Raw genomic sequence first — 19,540 nt, forward strand, 5'->3', positions numbered from 1 at the left:
CCGAAGATAGCCATTTCAGCCCCGGTCAGGGGCCTGGAACTATTCCCAAGATTGGGGAGACGGCATCGTTACCTAACGACCGAATCTATGCGCACATTTTTATCGGCTCAATGTTGAATGTACCGTTATTTAGCGGTATATTAGAGATGGGTCGACGGTCCCTCATCCCGAAGACCCAGCCCCTCCAGTGATGGTTGGTAGCCGTGATCCGGCAAGCTGGCCATCGGCTGGCACACGGCGGATCGTCACCCCAAAACCCGGCGATCTGTCCGGCGGCGGCCGACAGTACCCACACACCGTCGGCCGCCGCTCTCCGTTTCGGCGGCTTGTTCACCGATCACCGTCTTCGCGGTGCCGGATCGTAGGTACAGTGACGGCCAATTCGCTCGAGGTGGCCTCCGATTTCCGAGCGAACTTCGACCACGGCGTTTCTCGCGGCTTGCGTGCCGTCGTGGCCCGCCGGTCCAAGGATTGGAATGCCTTGGCGGGTACTGTTTTCGAGAAGGCTGCGCGTTGTTCCGATGCCCGGACCGCGTGCGCCCACGGTGTCACGAAGCCACGCGAACGGCTCGGGCCGAGCGGGAGCTGCATGCGGGGGCCGACTCGACTGCTTTGGATATCACCGGAGTCGGTCACCGGCATGTCTTCGCCCGGGGCCGCGTCAGGGAGCTGAGGTTCAGCGGGGAACGTGCCGGACATCGGCGGTTCAGCGGGAACCGCGCCGGGCGTCCGCGGTTCAGCGGGAACCGCGCCAGACATCGGCAGTTCGGCAGGAACCGCGCCAGACATCGGCGATTCAGCAGGAACCGCGCCAGACATCGGCAGTTCAGCGGGAACCGCGCCAGACATCGGCGATTCAGCGGGAACCGCGCCAGACATCGGCAGTTCAGCGGGAACCGCGCCAGACATCGGCAGTTCAGCAGGAACCGCGCCAGACATCGGCGATTCAGCAGGAACCGCGCCAGACATCGGCAGTTCAGCAGGAACCGCGCCAGACATCGGCGATTCAGCAGGAACCGCGCCAGACATCGGCAGTTCAGCAGGAACCGCGCCAGACATCGGCAGTGGCGGTTCAGCCGACGCCGCGCCCCACAATTCAGCAGCGACCACGTCAGGAAGTTGCAATTCGGCGGGCACCGCACCAGACACCCGCGGTCCAGCAGCGACCGCGTCAGAAAGCTGCCCTTCGGCAGGCACCGCACCAGACACCCGCGAATGGTCGGGCGCCGGATCAGACCTCCGCGATTCAGCAGAAGGCGCGCCGGGCATGCGCGACTCGTCGACCCGTCCGGCGGGCGATGTCCTGACCGACGGTGCGCCGGTGAACAACTTGTCGGCGCCGCGTCCGAGCGGTTCGACAGCCCTGCCGATCACCTCGATGACCAGGTAACCGATCAGGGCCCGTTCCATCTGCGCGCACAGTCGCCGCGCTGCCGCGACGAGGAGCGGTCCGGCGATCCGGGCCGAGGGTGTGGCCGTCATGGCCGCGTAAGTCATTGCCAGCGCGGCGAGTTCGGTCAGGACCACTGCCTTCGTCACGGTAATGACGTAGGCCACCGCATCCAGTGCCTTCGCGATGACCGCGCATACCCGATCGAGTTCGACCTGATGGTCGCCATCGGAGGCGGCCCATGTCGCGACCAGGCGCTCGTACGCTGCGAGAGCATCTCCGCTCTCATCGACCCCAAGCCCTCGCGTATTCGCGGCGAAGGTGCGCACCTTGACCGCGAGGCCACGCACATCACCTTCGTCGATATCCGGGTATCGAACTCCACAGCAGTCGAGGAACTCCGCGACCTCCGGCGGAATATCCACCGCCACTACAGCACCCGCACCACGATGGCGTCGTTGGACATGCGCGACCATTTCACGGTCGAACCAGAGTACGGCGCCTCGATGACCATGCCGTTGCCCGCGGCCAACTGGACATGCTCCGGCCCCCGCGCACTGAACGAACTTGCGGGGAATACCAGGTCGCCCGGTCGCACCTCCGCCGCGGAAACCTGGACGCCGCTGTAGATCTGGTCATAGGTCGTCCGTGGCAGAACCACACGACCGTCGGAGGCCTGCGCGATCGCGTACTGGGTCAGACCGGAGCAGTCGAAGCCACCGCCGGACGGTCCACCGGCGCCACCGCCGCCCCAGATGTACGGGGTGCCGAGCCATTCGCTGGCCATGGCGACGGCCTTACTGCCCGCGGTTCCATCCGATGGCACCCGAGGTCGGCTGCGTCGACCGTTCGACAGGACCGCGGATCGCGAACGAGCCCGCCGACGACGACGCGGCGTCGAACTCGCGGCTTTTCGGCGGGACAATTCCGGCATACTCGGCGGCATGATCTGCGCCGCCCGCTGACGCGCCGCCGCGACATCGGTATCGACCTGCTTGGCCGCCTTGGCGATGGTCGTATGCGCCGCTTCGAGCAGGGCCGGCCCGCTGAACCTGGTATCACCGACCGACGCGATCGCCTGGATACGCGACTGCAGATCGGCGATCTGATTGGTCAACCGATTCCGTCCGACGACAGTGCCGTCCCCGGCCTCGCCCACGGTCTTGTTCACGACACCGTCTTTGCCCGCATGGGATTCAACGATCGTCGATTGGATGCCGCGTGCGTCGGTGTAGCGGGCGACGCCGGATCCACCGTGCGCACTCAGGTCAGCGTTCATCGATTGGGCAATGCTCGCCGCGGCCGCCGGATCCGGTTGCCCGTTGCCGTACAGCCCGAGCAGGGCGTGCAGGACCTCATTGAGGTCGCCCGTCAATGCCGGCGACATTCGACCGACTCGCTCTCGCTCATCACCGACCGCCTCTCAGGACCTGCTCGCCAAATGCATTGCCGGTTGGCACCGGACACCCCGAATGTCGGGTGCTGACAACGACTATGCGGCAATTTCGCGAATGATTCATCTTCCCAGCGGCGGGAAGACACGACAATGGGAACAACTTCTGGGAGGCGGTGGCGAGAATATGGCGGGCGAAGTGGCGGGTACCGCGGCCGAGACATGGCAAACACTGTTCGGCTCACCCACCGCTGGCAATTCCGCCGAGACCGGGGCCTCATACGGTGGGCAACCAGGTGGTCTCTTCGGCCGACCGCCCGGTGGTCCCCCCGCTCAGCCGCCTGGCGCGCCACCCGGACAGCCGCCAACGGACGGATCCGGCCCACCACCCGGCGGTCCGCCTAGCGCACCACCCGGTCAACCGCCAGCTGACCGGTCCACCCCACCAATCGATGCCACATTGGTCGGCACACCGCCTGGCTCTGGCACCACTGCGGCGAGCAAGGCCAAAACCGGCCACTACTGGACAGTGGAACTGAAGCCGCCTCCAGGCGCGTCGGCGGGTTTGAAGGCATTCATCGCGATGGCCGAGGAAGCCATCCAAACCGCCGTCGATCTGCTAGGACGGGGCACTCCCGAGCTGCCGCCGAACGTCGACGATCTGCTGCGACCGGTGATCTACGAGAGCATCGGCGACAGCCTGATGAAGGAGCAGTACCAGGCAGCCTTGGCGAAGGTCCAATCCCGACAGACCGCACTGCTGACCTACGACACCAAGGTCATGAAAACCTCGATCGTGGTCGCCGCGGGCAGTGATGAGACGTTGCGAGCCATCAAAGCGATCGTGGCCGAACTCCAGGCGAAGCTGAAGGCCGCCGGAAGCGGAAAACTCAAACCCGCTCAGGAAGTGGCCCTCATGAAACTGGTCGCCGAGGCGATAGACCTCGTATACGACAAGGTCGAGGCGGTCTACCAGCTGAACAGCGATATGGCTGGTGACGGCAAGCAGGGCTCGGACGGCAGCGGGCCCGCCAGCGGCAGCGGCCAGTCCGGCGCGGGCGGTTCGGGTGGCGGCGGCGACGGCGGGCTCGGGCAATTGGTGTCGATGCTCGGAATGCTGCCGATGATGGCGATGCCGTTGATATCGCAGTTGCCGGAACTACTGAAACAGCAGGACAAAGACAAAGACAAGGACAAAGACGCGGCACAAGACGGCGCCCAGCCCGGCGAGGGCCAGCCGCAAGCGGCAGCGCCCGGCGCAGCGCCGGGCAGTCCCGCACCTGCGGCGGCGGCACCCAGTGCAGGCCAACCCGCCCCGGCCGCACCGGCCGCGACGGCAAGCGCGAGTACGCCTGGATCAGCCACGCCGGTGTCGAATATGTCCCCGGTGTCGGCTCGCGCCAATGTCCGACGCGCGGTGAATCGGAACGGAACGGCTGCGACCGATACCGATACCCACGAAACGCAGGAGAACGATCCCGAGGACGAGGGCACCGTGGATTCGCCTGTGGTACAGGCGTAATCGAAGGTCTATTCGTTCCGCATCGCCAGACGACATCGTCTGCCGAGTCGTGGCGACGGCCGAATTGATCCGGCGCGAAACTGATTCCATCCGCAGGGGCGCACACTTCGGCGGCTAGCGGCGGCAAATACCGATCGGCGCCGGACCAGCTCCCGCTTCGGGCCACCGTGCGTAGCCCGCACGGTGTCATAAGAGCGACCGGCGTGCCAAGTCAGATCGGCGACGCGGGCCGCGACGTGGGCTGTCACCTAGGCGACTCGCGCCCGAACAGCCGTTGTCCTCTATGACTCGAGGGCAACACGATGCCGCATCAGACCACTAGCGCGGAACCCTCCCGCACGAGCTGTTCGCGCAGCAGAGCCGACGTCGCCCCGAACAGCTGCGGTCGTCAATGACTCGAGGCGACCACGACGGCGCATCAGACCGCTAGCGCGCAAACCGCGCGCGAGCTGTTTCCATAGTTTGGACCGACTTGCGCCCCAAAAGCCGTGGTCCCCTGTGGTTCAGGGGACCACGGCGGCGTATCAGATCGTCGGCGCGGTAACCGCAGGCGGAGCTGTCGGTGCTGCCGGTGCTGCGGTGACACCGGGCGCGCTCGGCGTCGGGGGCGTTTGCGGCTGCTGTGCGGAGTTGTCCAGATCGGCGCCACTCGGGTGGAAGAACCCTTGGAACTCGCCGTAACCGCCGGTGCCGCCGTCGGGTGGGTTGTTCGGGTCCAACGGCACGAGCTGGCCGTTGACGATGACCTCCAGCCCCGAAGGTTCCACCACGACGATCGCACTCCGATTCGCCCACTGCACCACGTCACCGGTCTGCAGATGCGCACTGTCGACCGAAACCCATGGACTGCCCGCGGACGGCTGTCCGGTCGTGCCCGCATAGGCCGACCTGGCATCGCTGCCGTTCGGATTGTTGAGCTCCTTGTTCACGGCCTGCGAGACCGCCGAGGACACCTTCTGCGTCGTGCCGTCGGGCAGCTTCATATCGACCATCGACCGACCACCGGCGCCCACCGGCGGCGGGGTCGCGCTGGCGTCTGCCTGGACGACATTGGTCGGCTGGTTCGAGGCGACGGCCGGCTGGGCCTGGGCCTGGGCCTGCGCCGCAGCCTGCTGCTCTTCCTCCCTGCGCCGCCGACGCCGCTCCTCGCGCTCCTCTTCCTCGCGCTGCTTCTGGTCGTCCTGACCGTTGTTCCCCATCATCTGCTGCATCATCTGCGACATCATCATCGGCAGCATCATCGAGCTCATATCCATACCGCCGGATCCCGAAGAACCGCCGCCACCGCTGTTGTATCCGGCCTGGGTCGCCTGGTTGCCGCTGGATCCGTTCGCGCTGTTCTCGAGCGCGCTGATCGCCGAATTGATCGCCGACATGATGCCGCTGTTCGAGCCGGAGGCATCCGTGCCCGTGGTGCCGTCGGTCGTGCCATCGGTGGTCGAAGTCGAACCGTCGCCGAGCAGATCGTCGTAGGTGTTGCTGTAGTCGGCTTCGGTTGGGGTCGGCGTGGGAGTCGGCGTCGGGGTGGGAGTGGGAGTGGGAGTGGGCGTGGGAGTCGGGGTGGGAGTCGGGGTCGGGGTGGGAGTAGGCGTCGGGGTGGTCTCGTCGGCTAGTTTATTTAACTTCTGTTCCGCCGCCGAATATTTCTTATCCCATTCTGCGGTAACCGTTTCGATATGGGCGACGTAGTATTGCATTTCGGCCTGGGGGGTCAAGATATACTTACCGTAACTGGGACTGCCTTCGTTTGTGTCCTTTTTGTAGAAGGGGATCGCCATATCTGAAGTTGGACCCCCCCCATAGTGTCCACCATAGATCGTGTCACCATCCTTCCTGACACCAAATTCATCGCTCTCAGGGTCGTACTGAAGGAACTCGTTGAGTTTTACCACCAGCCCCGTAAGTTCTTTGAAGGCGTCGGAGCCCGTTCTCTGCGAGTCGTATGTGAGATCCGAAACTACTGCATGGTTTTCGGTGTATTCATCCCGATGAAATTTCAGCCGCCTCTCCGCGTCAGCGGCCTGTTCCCGAATGTCCGACCAGCCGCTCGCAGTATCGGGATCCGTACCCTTGAGCATGTCACCGAAGTCGGGGTTGGCCTTCGTATGACCGCTACCGAGGGTGTCGAGATCCCACTGCATCGTCCACTCGGTGTCCTCGATCTTGCTTTTCAGCGCCGGACTGTAGCCCTTCGGCAACCAGAGATCTACGACATATGCGTGTTTCGCCCCGTCAGAGTCTTCTCCGCCGTAACCGTCCTGAAAATCCGAATCTTTGACCTCCTCCTTATCCGCCGCCTCGTTATTCTTGGCTGTGACGACGTCGGTCGTATCGCCGGTTTCGAGTGCGTTGCGGATCTGCCTGTATCGTTCGTTATCGCCGACCAAGCCCTGGTCATCTATTTCGTGGACGAGCCTCGTTAATAAATTCGCAGAGCCGGGAGCGTACTTACCGCCGTGGTCATCTATGAGTTTTTGCACAGCCGCGTTGAAGTCGGGGCCACTCAATCCGTTCAGCGCTTCCAACGACTTCTTGGCCTCGCCGTCGTCTGACATTTCATTATCAAACCATCCGCCGCCACTGTCGTTGTAGCCAGATATCTGGTCGACAGCAGCATTTACCTCTTTGTCGCCCATCAGACTCTCCTTTGCTCACTGGAGCCCTCGAACCCCGCCGGACGTCTCAGTAATTCGGCCATGGACGGTGGGGCCCCGCCAAGGACAGTCGAACCGACGCTGATGGAATTGACGCTGGGGACACCTGGTCCGACACTGCGAGCAGCCCGAACGCCCGGAACCGCCACGCTCGTTCCTGCTGTCTGCACGGCGGCCACCTGCGTTGCCCCCGGGAGCAACGGGTGCTCAACGATCTGGCCGTACGTGTAGAACGCATCGCGCAGAGTCTGCCGGTCGGGTTCGCCCGCGGCGAGCAACAGCAGCAATTCATCGGCACGGCGCTGGAAAACCATGGCGCGCAGGGCCTCCGTACCGGATGAACCCGGGTGCATGCCACCAACCGGAACGTAGGACACGTCCACCCGCTGCGACCGCACTGCCGCTGCGGTCATGTCATCGGTGGCGCGGATCTGGTCCCACCAGTTCGGCGGGATGGGCTGTCCGGCGTTCAGTACGTCGAGGATCCGCTGCCGCCGGGCGCTGCGGATGGTGGCATCCCCGTCGATATCGAAGATAGTGCGGACCCGCGCGTCCGCGGCTCGCGCCAGCTCGAGACACGTGGCCCTGATTTGGGTGTCGGGTACCGTCGCCGCTTGATTCAGCAACTCGTCCGAACCGGCCAGCGCGAGCCGATCGACCAGTCCGGCGCCGGGCGCGGTGAAGTCGATGGCGGACTCCTCGGCGGCGACCCATTCGTCGAAAGCGCAATCGTCGCCGACCGCCGCGCGCACGCCGTCGGAGATTGCCGCGGATGACACTAGGGCGCTGATCCGAGCCTTCTTGCGTCGGCCGACCAGCAAGCCGAACTCGGCGAGCATTCGGGCCGGGTCGGTGGTCCCTTCCAATGCCGCGAAGGCCATCCGCCCCTCGGTACGCAGGATCGAGTCCCACCGCCATGGGAGGACGACCTCCAACGGCAGGAACAAACCCGGAGGCAGCCAGCCACGCCCCTCAGTGGAGGTCAGCAGCACGATGGGCCCGCCAGGTGACCGCCCCACCGCCACCGCCCATTCCACACCGAGCGCCGAATCACGCACGGCGGCAAGGACCGCGCCGAGCAGCGTGCGGGCGAGCGCCAAGTCTTCGTCAACCCGTTCACCGACGAGCAACGATGGTAGCGTCCGCCTGTTGTCGGCCGTGTGGACCGCCGCTGCGAACGGGCCCGCCCGCAGCGGTGCGGGGGGCCGGGCAGTTGTGCCCGCACCACTGGGAGCGGCCGATGTCGGATAGGGGCCTGTCGCCAGTGGTGCGGGCATCGCGGCCATGCTTGCGTCGACCGCCGACGCTATGGGTATGCCAGCGGCGCCGCGCTCCGGGATACCGACCGCAGGCGGGGTGGTCCCGGCCCGCGCGGTGTCGGATGTCGGTGCTGCCGACGCGGCGGGGGACAGAGGAGCCTGATCGAAGCGGACTGGCCCGTCTGGCATGCCAGGGACGCCGGGCGTGGTTACCGCGGTTTGCCACGGTTGGGCACCATTCACCGTCGGCGTGTCCGGCCCGGTATTTACCCGCGCCGCGGGGTCGGTTGGCGCGCCGGGCGCCGGATCGCCCGGCGAGGCTCCCTGGCCGTTACCACCCGACTGGTGGTGGCCGTTACCACCCGACTGGTGGTGGCCGTTACCGCCCGACTGGTGGCCGTTACCACCCGACTGGGCGATGTCATGGGCGCTGGAATGATCGCCGTCTTCGAGCGCCTGTGCCGCCGCGAGCAATTCGTCTCGCGTTCGCTCATGATTTTCGGCGAGACGTTCGGCCTTGTTGTGACGATCGTCGTAGTAGTCCACCAGAGCCGCGTGCATCGGGGCCGCGATCGTGCCGTATGTATCTTCGTACTCGTCGAGCCAGGCCTGCGGGATCTCACCCCACGCCCGAAGTTTTGCCGCGGCCAAATCGTGCTGTGCGGCGATTCTGCGCAGCTCGTCCGGATCGACACTCATGTAATCGGGCATGCTCGACTGATTCCTCCCGCCGACTATCTCAGATTCATTGTTCTGCCTTCCCAAAATTGGGGGGCTGCCAGTCCGGCCCGGGCCTGGCCCGCCATTCCCGCATGACCTCCGCGAGCGGTCGCGGCAGATTGGCGGGGTCGCTCATGACGATCTGGTACTGCAGCCGCGCATCCTCGGCGCTTTCGGCAATGGCGACTACGATTTCGTCGGCCAATTCTCGATTGCCGAACCGGCCGCAGGTTCCTGGCGCCAGATACAGGTCCCGCAACCGTCCCATCGCATCGACCTCGGGAATGACCAAACCGCTCGGGGACGGGCGGCGCGCCACGATCGCGTCCGCCCGTTCGCGCATGTCGGCGATGCGGTTGCGCAACTCCCGCCGCATGGCGCGGCCCGCACGCACATCTGGGTGACTTTCTCTCATAGGTCCTCCAGGATGCGCCACGCGTGGCCGAGCATTATTCCCGACAATGGGAAGAGACCATACTGCGGTTTGAATCGGCTCTCCGGACGGCGACGAGGCCATCAAGTTTCCGAGAGGTACCCACCCATCGACGACTTCACCACCGACTTCGGCGGTCTACGGCACGCCGTGCCGTGGGCTGTGCACCGGATGCCCGCCGCGTTTCCCGCCGCACTACTCGGCTCCGGTCGGCCATTGACGCTACGCGGTGCGGGGCATTCCTGTGATGGGCAGACCGTCACCGACGGTGAACTGCTCGTCACCTATGCACCGGACACCGCGGTCGCGCAAGTGCGGAACCTCCGCGATGGCCTGATCGAGGTGCCCGCCGGGATAAGCTGGTACGGCTTGGAGCGATACTTGAGCCGCCACGGCAGAGCCGTGCCCGTGCTAACCGACTACCTGCACACGTCGGTGGGCGGCACCCTCTCGGTCGGCGGTGTCGGGATCGACTCGGTACGGTACGGCATGCAAGTCGACAACGTGGAGCGGATCCAGCTGATCGACGGAACAGGAACCAGCCGATGGTGCTCGCGTGCCGATCATCCGGAGCTGTTCCGATTCGCGCTCGGCGGGCTCGGCACAGTCGGGCTGATAGAACGGGCGGTGCTGCGCACCGTGCCGATCTGCCGCGACACACATGTGCACCGCACACACCACGCCACACTGACCGAGCTCGCCGAGCACACCGAACGAATCGCACAGCACGACGACGTCGACATCTACTCCGCGTTCGTGCGCCGTGGCAGGATCTCATCCATCACCGGCTGGCGCGGGAACGGTCTGCGGCGATGCCGGGAGGAGAACTGCAGGATCGTGTCCGATCGGCCATTCATGGGGGCGGGTCGCGCCCGAAAGAAGAACGCCCAGTTCTCCGATCAGGTTCAGCTGTGGACCGACTACATCGTGCCTGCGCGGCAGCTCGCATCGATGCTCGCGACCGTCGAAGTACTACGGCACCGCGCTCCGCTGAACAATGTCTTGACGATGTTGTACATCCTGATCGTGCGCCGCCCTCCCGACGCGACCTCGTTCGCTTTCGCCCCCGCCGGCAATGCCCCCGTTTCGATCGGTTTGGGCGTGTACACCTCGATCGAGCGCGATGCAGCCACCACCACCGCTGCTATCCGCCGCCTGTTTCGTGACCTGCTGGAACGCTGTTGCGAGCTGGGCGGGCGTCCTTATCTTTATGGCGTCAACGACCTCGACGGCTCGCTGGCCCGGCAACTCTACGGAACAGACCTGTATCGGCTTGGCGAGCTGCGCTCCGCGCACCAACTGGAACACGTCAACGCCCACCTCCCGATCGCGAGAGCCGCCCTGCCCAGATGGTGATGACTGAAGCTGCCGGAAAATTCCTGATCGACCTGGCCGAGCGGTTGACGCTGCGTAATGACGCGGCACCCATCCGCGCCATGATGGAACGTGCGTGTGGCGGACAGCTGGACGCACTAAGGCCGGATGGACGCCGAGCCAGCACGTTGACCAGCTCCGGTGTTCCTTTTGAAGTCAGTGTGACCGGTCGCCGCGGGAAGCTGACGCCCGCGCTTCGCTACGTCACCGAGACGGCGACACAGGAGACGGCGTTCAGCTCTCGTGTCGCCGCTCAACTCGCCGCGATCCGGGATCTCGTCGCATGGTTGCCGAACGGAGATGAGGCGGTCGCCGAAACGCTGCGATCCTTCGTCGCGACACTGTATCCCGATCCCACGAAAGTCCCGGCGGGGCATCGCTTCGCCACCTGGATCGGGATTGTCCATCACGCCGCGGCGCCACATCATGCGGCCACTCTCAAAATATACGGCGATCTGACAATCGCCCCGGGAGCACTGGACCGGTTGTCCAGTGCATGGCCCGGCTTCGCTGGATTGGCGTGCGTACCCGACCATGAGAAGCTCATCAAGCCTGCTGGTGTCGCGATCGAGGTGGACCTGCACGGCAATGTGACCCACAAGATCTACCTGAGGGCCCGGAACAACGACGTCGGCGTGCCGATGAAACTGGTCCGCTACTTCGGCGATCCGGCGTGGGAAGTGCTATCCGAACTGGTCCGGTGTGGCGTCGACGCGGCGGAACTCCACCAAAATGTCTTTGAAATCAGCGCGGCACGAAGTACGGGCGAAACTACCTTCGCTTTTTACTGGGCCGCAAAGCGACGCGACGACCTGACCGGGCTGGTCGGCGAACTCGCCGCCCGGCACCACGGCACCACCCATGGCGTCGACGCCATGGCCCGTGCAGCAGAGTCGTTCGGGGCGACCTGGCGTTACACCGGAGTCGGGCTAGGTTTTTCCCCCGACTACGGCATCGACAAACTCAACGTCTACGGCACGCCCACCTGGAGTGCCGCCTAGCGAGTGGCCGGACGTCCAGGACGGTGACTGCACGCTGTCGAACTTCCGCGTGCAGTCATCGTCCTATGACCTCACTGCCGATCCGGCGCCACGACAGGCGACGGCGAGGTCGGCGCGACCACGGCGCCCGTCGGCGGCCCGGCCGTAACCGGAGCGCTGACTGCGGGAGCACTGACCGCTGGCCCGGTGACAGCGGCCCCTGCCGGGCGGGAAACCCGCTCATCCTCGGCAACCGACACCGCGGCCGGAACCTCCACGAACTGCGGATGTTCCACGATTTGCTCGTGTGCGTAGATCGCGTCGCGCAGGTTCTGCCGCTCCACCTCCTCGGCCAGCAACAACACCAGCTCGTTGCACCGACGCTCGAAGATCATGTCGCGCAGAGCGGAAGACTCGGTGTCGATCCGCAAGTCGCCGAGTCCTACTCGGCCCACATCGACCCGGCGCGACATCATCGACGCGGCCAACAGATCGTCGGCATCGCGCAGTTCGTCCCACAGCTGCCGGGATACGCTCTGCCCCGCCACAACGCTCGCCAGGATCCGCTCGCGCAACTGTCGCGCTCCGGCGGCATCGGCACTGGCGGCTACCGATCGGCCGACCCGGGTATGCGCATCCGTCGCCAATTGCACGCAGCGCTCGCGGACCTGCTGATCCGACACGGTCGCAACGGATTGCAGCGCGGTCGGGGAACCGACCAGACCGAGCCGGTCCGCGGTATCAGGGGTGAACTCGCGCAAGTCGACGTCATAGGTCGGGCCGACGAGTCCTGCCATCGCCACTTCGCTCAGCTGTGTGCGCAGACCGGGATCGATCGGGCCGGAGGAGACCAGCGCCGACAGGCTCGCATTCGCCTTCGGCCCCCAGGCCAGGCCGAACTCGACCAGTACCCGAGCCGGATCCGACACACTTTCCCAGGATGAGGTGCCCGCATCGGGCCCGAGTACTTCATCCCACAACCAGGGCGTCGAGACTTCGCGTGGCAAGTAGAGCTTGGCGGGCAGCCAGCCGCGGCCCTCGTTCGAGGTGATGAATACACCAGCACCGGCCGGACCGCGCATCACCGCGACCGCCCAGGCCATGCCCACCGGCGAATCGACAGCGGCGAGCACACTGCTGAGCAGGGTCCTGGCCAGCACCAAATCGTCGTTCACCGCGTTGCCCACCACGTAGGCCGGTTCGGCCTCCTTATCCTTCGCGGCAGCCACGGCCGACGCGAAGGGTGTGCCCGCCGGCACCGGCACCGGCATCGGGCTGGCATCGCCCGTCGCGGTGGCCCCGGTTGGTGGCTGACCCGAACCGCGGTCGTCCGCCGAACCGGCGTACACCGGTCCCACGCCCGGTCCGGAGCCGAGTGGCCCGCCCGATACCGACGGTGACGTGGTTCCGGCTCCAGCTGTTACGCCGGATGTACCCGTTGGAGTCGTCTGATCCGGGTGCGAAATCGCGCCCGGCGAACTGGAGGGGCCGCCGGGCCCGCCCGGCGCCGCGCTCGTCGGCGTCGAACCATTCGATGCCGCAGGGGCCATCGGGTTGTCGGTCGACGTGGGGCCTCCGCCCGGTCCGCTACCCGGTCCGCCGCCGGGCCCACCCCCGGGGCCGCCGGGTGACGGGGTGTGCTGAGTATTCGGGTCCACGCCGTTGGACGTCGGCTCACTGTGCGGGTCCCCGAGGCTTTGACCGATCGTGCGAAGGTTCGACGCCATTTCGTGGTCGGCGTTCTCATAGGAATCGGCCGAATCCCGAAGCGACTTCGCGGTGTTGAAGTGCTCCTGCGCCAGCGCCTTACCGGCGCGTTCACGGGCGCCGTAGTACTTCACCAACGCTTGGCGAACGGGATCCGCGATCGTTCCATAGGTCGACTGGAAGCTCGCCAGCCACGCGTGCGGAGGCTCCGCCCACGCAAGAGTATCGCGCCCGACCTGCTCATGCTGCTGCGCCAACTGACGCAGCACCGCGGGGTCGATATTCGTGCTGGGTTCCGGCATTCTTCGATCAGACCCTTTCCTGCCACCGTTCTCAACATTGTCGATCCTTCCCACTGACGGGAAATACCGACTGAACTCCCGCTGCGGGAAGCTGGACGCGCGCGATTGATGGCGGACCGCGAATCCCCCGAACGGATGCCGAGCCTGGTCCGCCGACAGCGATGAACGAGGTGGGAGCCGTAATGGATCAATGGGAGCTCGAAAGCCTGCGATCGGCGAACAACGGTATGCGAAATCAGATCGACTACGCCATGGATATCTACGAGAAACAGCAGGCCCAGCTAGCCGAGATCCAGCAGCAACTGGATGCACTGCGGGTACAGGCCAGTTCATCCGATCAGTTGGCCGAGGTGACTGTGGACAGTGCCGGAGTGGTCACCGACGTGCGCTTGACCGCACAGGCGATGCGCGCCAAGCCGGAAAATGTGGGGCGGGCGATTGTCGAGGCCGCACAGGCGGCGGCGCGTGCGGCACGCTCGCAACATGACGCGCTGATCGCCCCGATCGTCGATATCGCCGAGCTCATGCCCGATCTGCCCGATCTGGTACCCGGGTCGCCGAGCTGGCGCGATGCTCGGGAATCCGCCGAGAACGACGGTCCGCGCGCAGGCTGAGTACTCCCATCATTGGGAAGGCACGATGGGGCGCGTGAGAATTGTCCGCAGGGATGCGTGAGGAGTCCGCGTGGCACAGTCGTTGGAAGTCGATGAGGAGCGACTTCGTGCACTGGTGCCGGAATTCGAGGATATCGGCGCAGACGCGCAGCGCGTGCTCGATCAGTTGAAGGCAGCGCTCGAGCGCGAAGGCGAACCGTGGGGCAAGGACACTCCGGGCCAGGCGTTCGCCGAGACCTATGTGCCGGATCGGGACAAAGGAATCGCGAGCCTGGCGAAGACGGTCGCGAGCCTGCGCGAAGAGGGCAAGGTCGTCAGCGACCTCGTCGAAAGCTTCGATCGCCAGGATCGCGAATCCGCTCGCTCGATCGGCGACGCCGGTGACCAGTCACCGCCCACCAGTCAGAACGTCACCCCGCCCGCACCCACCGATCCCTATTCGCAGAGTCAGCAGACTCCGATCACCACAAGCGACACGCCCGATGCAGCACAATCGCCGACCCGATCCCAACCCGATCCGGGCTATCAGTCCGCTCCGACTTCGACTCCAGCACCGAGTACCTCGGGTAGCCCGCAGCCCGGCCCCGCCTCCACCGCACCGACCATCCCGGGCAGCCCGAACGGAAACGACACGCCCAACATGGGCAGCCCATTCGACAGCGCCGGGGCGCCGAATGCACGCGACGCATCCGGTTCCCCACCGGAATCGACTCCCACGACGAGCAATTCGGCGCCGACCGCTGCCCGACCAACCGTCGACGTTCCAGCCGCCGATCGCAAGCAGCCGAATACACCGTGGTCGAGAGGTACGGCCGGTACCGGTTTTACACCGGATACTCCCGCGCCGAAGGCGGCCGCCGCCGGGACTGCGCAGACGTCGGCACCGAGTGACGCCGGACCCCGGGTATCGGCCCCGTCGAGTACGCCGCCGCGGATGTCCACGCCGTACCTGCCCGACCAGCACCAGCAGCAAGCCCGTCCGGCACCGAAGGCAGCGGGCAAGGCCTTCGGCGCCGAAGGAAAATCCGCCGCACGCCATCCGTGGGCGGCCGATGGCATGGGTGTTGGTGAAAACGCACTGCTGGCACGGAAATTGGCCGAGCGACACGATCTCGAGCTGGTCGGCTTCGACGATCCGAGCGTCGACGGGTACACGATCCGAGAGATCGCGGCCGCACTGGACGACGTGCTCACTCAGTACCCGTATGTCGATCTGCGGCAGATAGCGATCGCCGAATCCGCCGACGCGGCCACCCGACTGGAATGGGACTGGGTCGCCGGGGCCGCCGGCCCTGAGCCGTTCACCCGTCGCATCGTGCTCGATACCGTGGTCGCCCGTAGCCCCGCGGTGTTCGCCGAATATATCCGCAGCGCAACACATTCCGGAAAACTCGCGCGCGGGTCGGACCGGCGGCCGGTGTATTCGACGATGGTCCGTGAACTCGGGCACGCGCTCGATGTCGCGGGTAGTTTCCGCGCCAGACAGGCAGCTCAGGACGCGCTGATCGCCGAGTTCACCCGCACCCGAGGCACCGCACCGCGCGATAACCCCACCAGCGCGTCGAGTTCGGAATACGAGCAATGGCGCGCCCAGCTGAGCGGCTACGGATTCCACAACGGTAATTTCGACCCCGGGATGGCGATGGCGGACGCGTTCACCGAGGTACAGATCAACGGCTCCGAGGCAGCGCCGCCCGCAAAGGTTTTGCACCGCTTACTGATCGATACCGCACGGAAAACGGCAACGCCGTGAAGTTCGGCGGTGGACACACCGCCGACGCGCGGCACAGCACCTTCGAGACCGAACTGTCGGCGGCGACCGGCGGTCGGCCTCTCCGAATGCACGTGGGGTTGGGACCGGATACCGACTCGGCACTGATCACGATTGCCCTGGCCCATCCCGACATCACCGACGACATGATCGCGACGGCACGTCGGGCATTCCTCACGGAGTCGGCGGTCACCGATATCGATTCCGCGTTTCCGGAACTGCCCGAGGAACAAATCGATCTACCAGGTGCGGCGCTGTGACACTGACGCTGCCAGCGTTCTTTCCGAAGTGGCTGGTCGAAGCCTTGGCGGGGTATTGGCCGGATTGCGACGAGGACGCCCTGCGCCGCGAGGGTGACCACTGGGCGGCGGGCGGCGACAGCTGCAGCACACTCGCCAAGCGGCATGATGCGGCGTCTGCCGCGGAAAAGGCCGCCCTCAACGGCTACAGCGCCGACACGAAGGCGACCAGGAATGTGCAGCTCGGCGATGATCTACGCAACCAGTCCGAGTACTGCAACTATATGGCCGAGCAGTGCTATCAGAAGGCCAACGACTGCGAGTTCATGAAACTGCAGGTGATCGGCACCGGAATCGCGCTGCTGACGCAGCTGGCGGTGGACGCGATGCTGTCCGCACCGGGAGTCGTGAAGGCGGCTGAGGACAGGGCGGCCGCCGAAGCGTCGTGGGCCGCGAGCGCCAGACGGTACTTCGGCAGGATCAAGAAGGTCGGGCTGGACTGTGCCACCAAGCGCAGAGGTCTGCCGCTGGCCAAGGCCACCGCCATCGGTGCCGCACTCGGCGCCGGTACCGGCGCGGCCGTCAACGCCGGTGCCCAGTTCTATCAGAAGGAGGTATTGCACCACCGCGACAAGATGGAATGGGACCTGGTGCAAGACGCCGCGATCATCGGCGGCGTCGGTGGTGGCATCGGAGCGCGATTCGCCTCGCGCGTGGCTCCCCGGATCAACAAGTTCCTCGGCAGGGTGGCAGGGAAGTCCGATTCCAATGTCGTGCGCTACGGCGCGCATGTCACCGCGGGGGTGCTGATCGGCGGTGTGGGCGGTGTCGCGGGCGCGGTAGCCGGTGCGGGCGCGGGAATACTCGTCACCGGACATATCCCGGATGCCAAGGAGATGCGAACCGCGGTACTCCAGGGTTTCGTCGGCGGCTTCGTCGGTTCGGCGACCATTTTCGCCCGGCCCTTGCCACCGCGGGTCGTGCGGTCTACTAACCGGACATCGACATCATCGAGTTCCACCTCCACCACGCCTCCGAGCACCACACCGTCAGGCGGTAGTGGACCGCACCCGGGCACGACACCGCCCGCCACGACACCACCGGCCACCCCGCCTGGTACCACACCACCTGCCCCTCCTCCTGGTACCACTCCACCGACCACACCTCCGGGCACGACACCACCCGGGCCCCCGGGGGGCACACCACCTCCTCACACGCCACCACCACGGGGCGCAACACCACCGGCCGCGCCTGGCACGCCGCCAGCAACACCAGGCGCGCCGCCAGCAACACCAGGCACAACACCACCGCCAACCACAGGCCCCGACGGAACCCCACGGGTCACACCACCACCACATGTCGCCCCACCGGCGACACCACCGGGCACCGTCCCACCACAACCCGGTACCTCCGGGCCACACCCCGGCGGCACCGATGGTTCGGGCGGCACGACAAGCAGCAGACCAGCCAAACCGTCGACCGACGAACCCGAGCCGCTTTCCCCAGGCACCGGCGAACCGCCGCCAGAAGCGATCCCACGACCGGACCACACCGAAGGCGAGGGAGGGCCAGCCGAGCCACAGCCGACGGCGCGACCCCACACCGAAGAAACCGCGCCCCCCGAGGGCGACAAACTCGTCTGGCCACCGCGTGCGCCCGACCACGAAGCAACTCCACCACCCGACCACACCGAAGGCGAGGGCGGACCAGCCGAGCCACAGCCGACGGCGCGACCCCACACCGAAGAAACCGCGCCCCCCGAGGGCGACAAACTCGTCTGGCCACCGCGTGCGCCCGACCACGAAGCAACTCCACCACCCGAACACACACCGGGCACACGGGAGCCGGGCGACCCGCCGCGTACAGCAGAACCCGTGCCACCAGCGCACGATCCGGAAGTCGGGTCCCAGCGTGCACGTGACGAAGAGACAACACCGCCACCGGACCACCAAACCCAAGGCGATGGGGATCCGCAGCGAACCCCGCCGCTCGACGAGGAAACACCGCCCGCTGCGGGCGAATCGACCCGTGAATTGTGGCCAGCGGGACATCCGGATGGTGACGTATTCGAATATGCCGTGCGGAAATACCCGGAAGTATTGGACCACCCGCGCACACTAGAAGAATTGCATCGCGCTCTGCGTTCGGAGATGTCGTTCGAGGATTTCCATCAAGCGGTACGTCCCGATCTGTCTCCCGAGGAGTTCGCGCAACTGGTGCGCCCGGATATGTCGTTCGAGGAATTGCATCAGGCCATACGGCCCGACATGCCGTTAACGGAATTCGTCTACAGCATGGACCCGGATATTTCTTTCGATGGGCTCATGGCAGTGCGGGACCTCTCGTATCAGGTACATGGACTGGAAGCACCGCCGCTATCTCGCGAGAACCTCGAACAGTTTATACAAAAGATTTGGGCAGAGCAGGACCTTATCGGAGTTCGGAACGACGTCTACGTCAAATATCATGTCTCTCCCGAGCACCATTCCGTTTCCAATCCGGCCGCCTATATCCACGAATTGGCACGCATTCTCGACCACCGCGCACCGGATAGTCGGGTAGCGACCATACAACACGGACGGGGGCCCGAGAAGGTTCTCACCCCCGAGAACGCTCGCGACGTGGACCCATGGGATATCGGATTTCTCTTCTACCACCGTATGGAGGCTGATCCCGCTGGCGTCGGCTATCGCGTATATGTGAATGCACAAGGCGATTCGACACCGGCTCTCATGCGTGGGATCGTGGACGAGATAGTCGACCGTCCCGATCAATTCCCCGGCGTCTACGCGGCGAAAGTCGGCGGCCCCCGCAGAATGAGCACGGACAGTCTCGTCGTCTATGTGAGCGAAATATCGGACGCCTACCGCGTCGTCGCCTGGCTGCAAGAATATCAGACACAACACCCTGATACCTTTCTCTGGGATGTCCCCGCCATGACGCAGCAGGTGATGGAGGGCGTGGGCATCGGCGCCGAACCACTGCAAGAGCGCAGCAGCTTCGGCGGGATACGCGCGGACGCGATCTTCGATGCGTTGCAATCGGTCCGCGAGAACGGCGGCGATTACGCGGACTTCCGCGATGCGGTCCTGGACCGCCTTTCGAGGTACTGGGTGGATCCCGAGCTGCCACACCAGAATGTCACTCTATGATCGACGGGGCTGCATATGGGAGGACGTTGA

The 19,540-nt window shown here is 65.5% G+C and carries 13 protein-coding genes; 7 read left to right on the top strand and 6 right to left on the bottom strand.

The window, feature by feature from the left end; translation table 11 throughout:
- Positions 1 to 330: 330 nt before the first annotated feature.
- Positions 331 to 1,815 (bottom strand): hypothetical protein, encoded by a 1,485-nt coding sequence (locus ACQP2U_RS30260; protein WP_433710589.1) that lies wholly within the window; start codon positions 1,813 to 1,815, stop codon positions 331 to 333.
- 5 nt (positions 1,816 to 1,820) lie between these two features.
- Entirely contained in the window at positions 1,821 to 2,777 is a 957-nt protein-coding gene (locus ACQP2U_RS30265) for a C40 family peptidase (protein WP_433710590.1), read from the bottom strand.
- Positions 2,778 to 3,312: 535 nt separating this feature from the next.
- Between ACQP2U_RS30265 and ACQP2U_RS30270 the strand changes: the two genes are divergently transcribed.
- Positions 3,313 to 4,305, top strand: a complete 993-nt coding sequence (locus tag ACQP2U_RS30270; protein WP_433710591.1) for a hypothetical protein — start codon at positions 3,313 to 3,315, stop codon at positions 4,303 to 4,305.
- A gap of 524 nt (positions 4,306 to 4,829) precedes the next feature.
- Here the strand turns inward: ACQP2U_RS30270 and ACQP2U_RS30275 are convergent.
- The 3 genes from ACQP2U_RS30275 to ACQP2U_RS30285 are packed head-to-tail and all read right to left on the bottom strand — an operon-like array spanning position 4,830 to position 9,353.
- Entirely contained in the window at positions 4,830 to 6,941 is a 2,112-nt protein-coding gene (locus tag ACQP2U_RS30275) for a hypothetical protein (protein WP_433710592.1), read from the bottom strand.
- Complete coding sequence (locus ACQP2U_RS30280; protein WP_433710593.1) at positions 6,941 to 8,929, bottom strand: type VII secretion target; 1,989 nt, start codon at positions 8,927 to 8,929, stop codon at positions 6,941 to 6,943. Before ACQP2U_RS30280 ends, ACQP2U_RS30275 begins: the two co-directional genes overlap by 1 nt.
- 34 nt (positions 8,930 to 8,963) lie before the next feature.
- Positions 8,964 to 9,353 carry a hypothetical protein gene (locus tag ACQP2U_RS30285; RefSeq protein ID WP_433710594.1) on the bottom strand — a complete coding sequence of 130 codons (390 nt, stop codon included), beginning with the start codon at positions 9,351 to 9,353 and terminating at the stop codon, positions 8,964 to 8,966.
- A 69-nt stretch (positions 9,354 to 9,422) separates the two neighbouring features.
- Between ACQP2U_RS30285 and ACQP2U_RS30290 the strand changes: the two genes are divergently transcribed.
- Positions 9,423 to 10,727: an FAD-binding protein gene (locus ACQP2U_RS30290; RefSeq protein ID WP_433710595.1), complete on the top strand. Its 1,305-nt coding sequence runs from the start codon at positions 9,423 to 9,425 to the stop codon at positions 10,725 to 10,727.
- Complete coding sequence (locus ACQP2U_RS30295) at positions 10,727 to 11,746, top strand: hypothetical protein (protein ID WP_433710596.1); 1,020 nt, start codon at positions 10,727 to 10,729, stop codon at positions 11,744 to 11,746. Before ACQP2U_RS30290 ends, ACQP2U_RS30295 begins: the two co-directional genes overlap by 1 nt.
- A gap of 71 nt (positions 11,747 to 11,817) precedes the next feature.
- Here ACQP2U_RS30295 and ACQP2U_RS30300 read toward each other — a convergent pair whose 3' ends face one another.
- Positions 11,818 to 13,734 (bottom strand): type VII secretion target, encoded by a 1,917-nt coding sequence (locus ACQP2U_RS30300; RefSeq protein ID WP_433710597.1) that lies wholly within the window; start codon positions 13,732 to 13,734, stop codon positions 11,818 to 11,820.
- Positions 13,735 to 13,916: 182 nt separating this feature from the next.
- On the opposite strand from ACQP2U_RS30300, the gene ACQP2U_RS30305 reads away from it, so the two are divergent.
- From ACQP2U_RS30305 to ACQP2U_RS30320, 4 genes are all read left to right on the top strand, one after another.
- Positions 13,917 to 14,348 carry a YbaB/EbfC family nucleoid-associated protein gene (locus tag ACQP2U_RS30305; protein WP_433710598.1) on the top strand — a complete coding sequence of 144 codons (432 nt, stop codon included), beginning with the start codon at positions 13,917 to 13,919 and terminating at the stop codon, positions 14,346 to 14,348.
- A gap of 70 nt (positions 14,349 to 14,418) precedes the next feature.
- Positions 14,419 to 16,101: a hypothetical protein gene (locus ACQP2U_RS30310; protein WP_433710599.1), complete on the top strand. Its 1,683-nt coding sequence runs from the start codon at positions 14,419 to 14,421 to the stop codon at positions 16,099 to 16,101.
- Positions 16,098 to 16,379 (top strand): hypothetical protein, encoded by a 282-nt coding sequence (locus ACQP2U_RS30315; RefSeq protein ID WP_433710600.1) that lies wholly within the window; start codon positions 16,098 to 16,100, stop codon positions 16,377 to 16,379. The genes ACQP2U_RS30310 and ACQP2U_RS30315 overlap by 4 nt, the downstream gene beginning before the upstream one ends.
- On the top strand, positions 16,376 to 19,510 hold the full coding sequence (locus tag ACQP2U_RS30320) for a T3SS effector HopA1 family protein (RefSeq protein ID WP_433710601.1): 3,135 nt from the start codon (positions 16,376 to 16,378) through the stop codon (positions 19,508 to 19,510). Before ACQP2U_RS30315 ends, ACQP2U_RS30320 begins: the two co-directional genes overlap by 4 nt.
- Positions 19,511 to 19,540: the final 30 nt, after the last annotated feature.

Origin of the sequence: Nocardia sp. CA-084685, assembly GCF_050955785.1 — a bacterium.
GTDB lineage: Bacteria > Actinomycetota > Actinomycetes > Mycobacteriales > Mycobacteriaceae > Nocardia.

Bases quoted from the DNA above. Each gene is read 5' to 3' on its own strand.
- ACQP2U_RS30300 (WP_433710597.1), bottom strand. From the start codon at position 13,734: ATGCCGGAACCCAGCACGAATATCGACCCCGCGGTGCTGCGTCAGTTG.
- ACQP2U_RS30285 (WP_433710594.1), bottom strand. From the start codon at position 9,353: ATGAGAGAAAGTCACCCAGATGTGCGTGCGGGCCGCGCCATGCGGCGG.
- ACQP2U_RS30275 (WP_433710592.1), bottom strand. From the start codon at position 6,941: ATGGGCGACAAAGAGGTAAATGCTGCTGTCGACCAGATATCTGGCTAC.
- ACQP2U_RS30295 (WP_433710596.1), top strand. From the start codon at position 10,727: ATGACTGAAGCTGCCGGAAAATTCCTGATCGACCTGGCCGAGCGGTTG.
- ACQP2U_RS30305 (WP_433710598.1), top strand. From the start codon at position 13,917: ATGGATCAATGGGAGCTCGAAAGCCTGCGATCGGCGAACAACGGTATG.
- ACQP2U_RS30280 (WP_433710593.1), bottom strand. From the start codon at position 8,929: ATGCCCGATTACATGAGTGTCGATCCGGACGAGCTGCGCAGAATCGCC.
- ACQP2U_RS30265 (WP_433710590.1), bottom strand. From the start codon at position 2,777: ATGTCGCCGGCATTGACGGGCGACCTCAATGAGGTCCTGCACGCCCTG.